Annotated in this window: 3 protein-coding genes; 1 reads left to right on the forward strand and 2 read right to left on the reverse strand. The window is 76.7% G+C overall.

All coding sequences use genetic code 11. From position 1 onward, the window contains the following. Positions 1 to 363: 363 nt before the first annotated feature. A complete protein-coding gene (afsK, locus tag G5C65_RS31835; protein ID WP_165302515.1) occupies positions 364 to 3,093 on the forward strand; it encodes a protein serine/threonine kinase AfsK in 2,730 nt (909 codons plus the stop codon). 278 nt (positions 3,094 to 3,371) lie between these two features. Here the strand turns inward: afsK and G5C65_RS31840 are convergent, their stop codons facing one another. Together G5C65_RS31840 and G5C65_RS31845 are read right to left on the reverse strand one after the other, a co-directional pair. Continuing rightward, the gene (locus G5C65_RS31840) at positions 3,372 to 4,169 is read right to left on the reverse strand and encodes an enoyl-CoA hydratase/isomerase family protein (RefSeq protein WP_165302516.1); all 798 of its coding nucleotides are present in this window, start codon (positions 4,167 to 4,169) and stop codon (positions 3,372 to 3,374) included. Further along, positions 4,166 to 4,474: Zn-ribbon domain-containing OB-fold protein (locus tag G5C65_RS31845; RefSeq protein WP_206442497.1), on the reverse strand; the 309-nt coding region annotated here is incomplete at its 5' end. The genes G5C65_RS31840 and G5C65_RS31845, both read right to left, overlap by 4 nt.

A 4,474-nucleotide genomic window follows, 5' to 3' on the forward strand; every position in this document is an offset into this window, starting at 1 on the left:
GCCCCCGACACCCCCTGCCGGCACCTGAGCGGCGGGCCGCGTACGCCGCGGACCGCGCACGCCCCCGGGCGAGCGGCGGCACGCCCGGGAGCGTATTGGCGGAGGAATGCCTGGCTCGTCCCTGCATAGGCTGCTTTGCCGTCGGACGAAGACACTTACGAGCCGCCCCCGGGTTCGCAACCGTCGCCTTCGCCAGGAAGAATCGGGCTCCGGGCCGCCGGGTCCGGCACGGCAGTGAGAAGCTGCACGGGGCGGACCGGACGCGGACAGGACGCGGGACGCGGCAGGCAGTGTGCCAGGCAGGCAGTGTGCAGGGCAGGGCGGCCGCGCGGGAGCAAGGCCCCACGGGGAGGTGGCAGGCAAGTGGTGGAGCAGCTGACGCAGCACGATCCGCGGCGGATCGGCCCGTTCGAGGTGCTCGGCCGTCTCGGTGCCGGCGGAATGGGGCTGGTCTACCTCGCGCGCTCGGCCTCCGGGAGGCGCGTGGCGATCAAGACGGTGCGCACCGAGCTCGCCGAGGACCAGCTGTTCCGTGTGCGCTTCACCCGCGAGGTCGAGGCGGCCCGCGCGGTCAGCGGCTTCTACACGGCGGCCGTCGTGGACGCCGACCCGCGCGCCGCCGTGCCCTGGCTGGCCACCGCCTACGTGCCGGCGCCGTCCCTGGAGGAAATAGTCAGTGACTGCGGCCCGCTCCCCGTCCAGGCGGTGCGCTGGCTGGCGGCCGGGGTCGCCGAGGCGCTGCAGTCCATCCACGGCGCCGGCCTCGTCCACCGGGACCTGAAGCCGTCCAACGTCCTCGTCGTCGAGGACGGCCCCCGCGTCATCGACTTCGGCATCGCCTCCGGCGTCTCCAACACCCGTCTGACGATGACGAACGTCGCCGTCGGCACGCCCGCCTACATGTCGCCCGAGCAGGCGCGCGACTCCCGCAGCGTCACCGGCGCGAGCGACATCTTCTCGCTCGCCTCGACGCTGGTGTTCGCCGCCACGGGCCACGCCCCGTTCCATGGCGCGAACCCGGTCGAGACGGTCTTCATGCTGCTGCGCGAGGGGCCCGACCTGGAGGGCCTGCCGGAGGAGCTGCGCGGGCTCATCGAGTCCTGTATGCGGATGGCGGCCGAGGAGCGCCCCTCGCCCGCCGACCTGCAGTCCCAGCTCGCCCCGCACCTGTTCTCCTCCGGCAGCGACGACACCGGCACCGTCTCCGCCTGGCTGCCGCCGACCGCCGTCACGCTGATCGAGCGGCGCAGGGGCGGGCGCTCCTCGCGGATGCGCCCCGGGCACCCGGCAGGGCCCGCCGGGTCCGGTGCCCCGGGCGGCGGGCCGGAGGGCTCCGGCGCCCCCGGCACCGGCCGCGGCGGCCCGCCCGCGGCGCCGCCGATGCCGGCGCAGCCCCCCTCGCTGGAGCCTCCCGCGGCGGCCTCGCCCGCGATGGAGCCGCCCGCGATGGAGCCGCAGCCGCCCCGGCCCGGCTCCGTGCCGGTGGCCGGGCACCCGCCGCCCGCCGAGCCCGCCTGGCAGGGCAGCCACGGCGCCCCGGCGCCCGCTCACGGGATTCCGGCGGGCCCCGGCGGCCCGGCGGCCGTCGGAGCCGGCACCGGGGCCGCGGCGCCCGTCACGGCCCCGCACGGCGGGCATGCCGACGGCGGTCCGGTGCGGCTGCCCGGCTCGCAGGTGCCCATCGGGCCCGGCCCGCGCCGCACCGACGAGCCGGCCCGGGATCCGGACTCGGGCTCCGCCACCGGCTGGGTGCGCCCGCCCAACGGCGCGCCCCCGTACGCCCCGCAGCCGGCGCAGCCGCCGCCGGTGGTGGCGGACGCCGCGAGCGGGGCCGGGGCGCCCGCGCCCGCAGCCCCGGTGCCCCCGCCGCAGCAGTACGCGGGCGGGCCGCACACGCCGCCCCGCACCCAGCACGGCCCGCCGACCGGGCCCCCGGCCCGCACCCCGTCCGCGGCCCCGCAGCGCTGGCGGCCCTGGCGGTTCCGGATGTCGAACGACGTGTGGGGCTCGCCCGTCGTCGCCGACGACCTGCTGTACGTCACCTCCTTCGAGGTGCACGCGCTGGACGTGGCCAGTGGGCGCAGGCAGTTCAAGACGCGCGAGGTCGCCTGGTCGATGGCCGTCTCCGGCGGCCGCGTCCACGCCTCCGACGGCCCCAGCCTGTACGCACTGGACGCCGCCGACGGCTCCGAGCGCTGGCGCCTGGCGACCGAGGGCTGGGTCTACTCGCTCCAGGTGAACCGCGGCACCGTGGTGACCGGCACCCGCGGTGGCGGGGTGCAGGCGTGGGAGGCCGCGAACGGCGAGAAGCTGTGGGAGGTCTCCGGCGCCCAGGCCGACTTCGAGACCCGCGAGGCCGGGCCGGTCATACTCGACGGCGCGGTCTACATGTGGGGCGACGGGCGGCTCTACGCGCTGGAGGCGCGCACCGGAACCGAGCAGTGGTCGTACCCCGTCGGGGACGCCTCGGCGACCGGCGGCGTGCCGGTGCGGGTGACGGCCGGGGACGACGGCGCGGTGTATGTGAGCGCCGGTTCGCGGGTCTTCGCGCTGGACGCCGCGACGGGCGCGGAGCGCTGGCGCTTCGACGCGCCCGCTGCCTTCCTGTGCCCGCCGGCGCATGTGCCGGGGCCCGCCGTCACGGGCGGCGGCATCTACCTCGCCGACTACCTGGGCACCGTCTACGCGCTCGACGCGGGCAACGGACACGACCGCTGGCGCATCGCGACGGAGGCCCGCCACTCGACCGAGCCGGTCGTCGCGGCCGACGGGCTCGTCCATCTGGGCAGCGGCAGCGCGGTCTACACCCTCGACGCGGTGAGCGGCACGCCCCGCTGGCGGTTCGCCACGGGCGCCGATGTGGTGGGGGCCCCGGTGGTCGCGGACGGCCGGGTGCACTTCGGCTCGGCCGACCACTGCCTGTACACGGTGGACGCCGTGGGCGGCCAGCTCCGCTGGAAGCTGGCGACGGGCGGTGAGATCACCGGTTCGCCGGTGACGGCCGGCGGCGTGGTGTACGCGTGCAGCAAGGACCGGTGCGTGTACGCGCTGGACGCGGTGAAGGGGACGGGCCAGTCCCGGTCCTCCGGGTGACGCGGGGCCGTCCCGGGACGGGGGCGTGCCCGGCCTCGGTCGCCGCCCGGCACGGTCCGCCGGCCGGGTTCGGCGGCGGGGCCCGAGACGGCCGTCGTACCAAGGACGGAAGGGGCTCCATACGGCGGCCGTCGCTTCGAGGAGGGCACATCGGTCCGACGGGGCGCTCCGGACCATCCGTTGCATGATCCGCTTCTCACGCTACGCCGCCGAGCCCCGTTCCGCCACGGCTGACGTCCCGGCGGGCGGATACGGGACGCGGGCGGATACGGGACGCGTCACCGCACCCGCGGACCCTCGCGGCCCTGCGCCCCGCCCCTCCCGCGGCCCGCGAACAGCTCGGACTGCCGCTCCGGCGGCAGGTTGCCCAGCGCGATCAGCTGCGGTGCCTGCGCCCTGGCCTGGGCGCGTGCCGCCTCCTGCGCCGCCCACACCGCGCGCACCGTCCCCTGCACCGCCTCGGGCGGGTACGAGGCGAGGACGCGGGCGCAGCGGAGCGCGGCGTCCAGCGCCCCGCCCGCCGGAGTCAGCTCGGAGACCAGCCCGGTCTGGTGGGCGCGGCGGGCGGAGAGGCGTTCCGCCGTGCCCATGAGCGCCATCCGGGCCACCTCTCCGAACGGCATCCGCGCCGCCATGCCCATCGCCTCGTAGGCGCTGACCATGCCGTAGGTGGTGTGCGGGTCGAAGAAGACGGCCTCCTGGGAGGCCACCAGGAACTCCGCCTCGCTCAGCAGGTAGAAGGCCCCGCCGCAGGCCATGCCCTCCACCGCCGCGACGACCGGGATCCACAGGTCGTTCGCCTTCGGCCCGATGGACAGCAGCGGGTCCTCGATCGCGTACGGGGAGGCCGGCTGGCTCACCTGCCCGTCCGCGACGGCGGCGCGGTCCACGCCGGTGCAGAACGCCTCCCTGCCGTGCCCCGTGACGACTGCCGCGCGCACCCCGGCGTCGGACCGCAGGGTGCGCCAGACGGCGGTCAGCCGGCGGGCGTCGTCGAGGTCGAGCGCGTTGAGCTTCTCCGGTCGGCACAGGGTCACCGTCGCGACGCCGTCGTGGACGTCCGTCTGGATGCTCATGGGCGCTCCAGCCGCCAGCGCGGAACGGTCACGCCTTCGGGGAGCCGGTGGAAGGCGACCTTCACCGGGGCTCCGATGCGCAGCCGGGACGGTGCGACGGAGTTCAGCGCGGCGTCCGGTGCGGCGACCAGGTTGCCCGCCAGCCGGATGCGGGGCGCGTCCGCGAGCTCGACCAGGACGGCGTTGTAGGGGGCTTGTTCCGCGTAGCCGGGAAGCAGCGGGGGGTGCGGGATCACATACGACCACACGCGGCCCCGCCCGCTCATACGGCGCCACTCGCCGGCGAACGACTGGCAGTGCGGGCA

It is taken from the genome of Streptomyces boncukensis (assembly GCF_011045075.1).
GTDB classification, from domain to species: domain Bacteria; phylum Actinomycetota; class Actinomycetes; order Streptomycetales; family Streptomycetaceae; genus Streptomyces; species Streptomyces boncukensis.

What these genes read in the sequence shown, in the direction of transcription:
- G5C65_RS31840 (WP_165302516.1), bottom strand. Translation starts at nt 4,169, where the DNA reads ATGAGCATCCAGACGGACGTCCACGACGGCGTCGCGACGGTGACCCTG.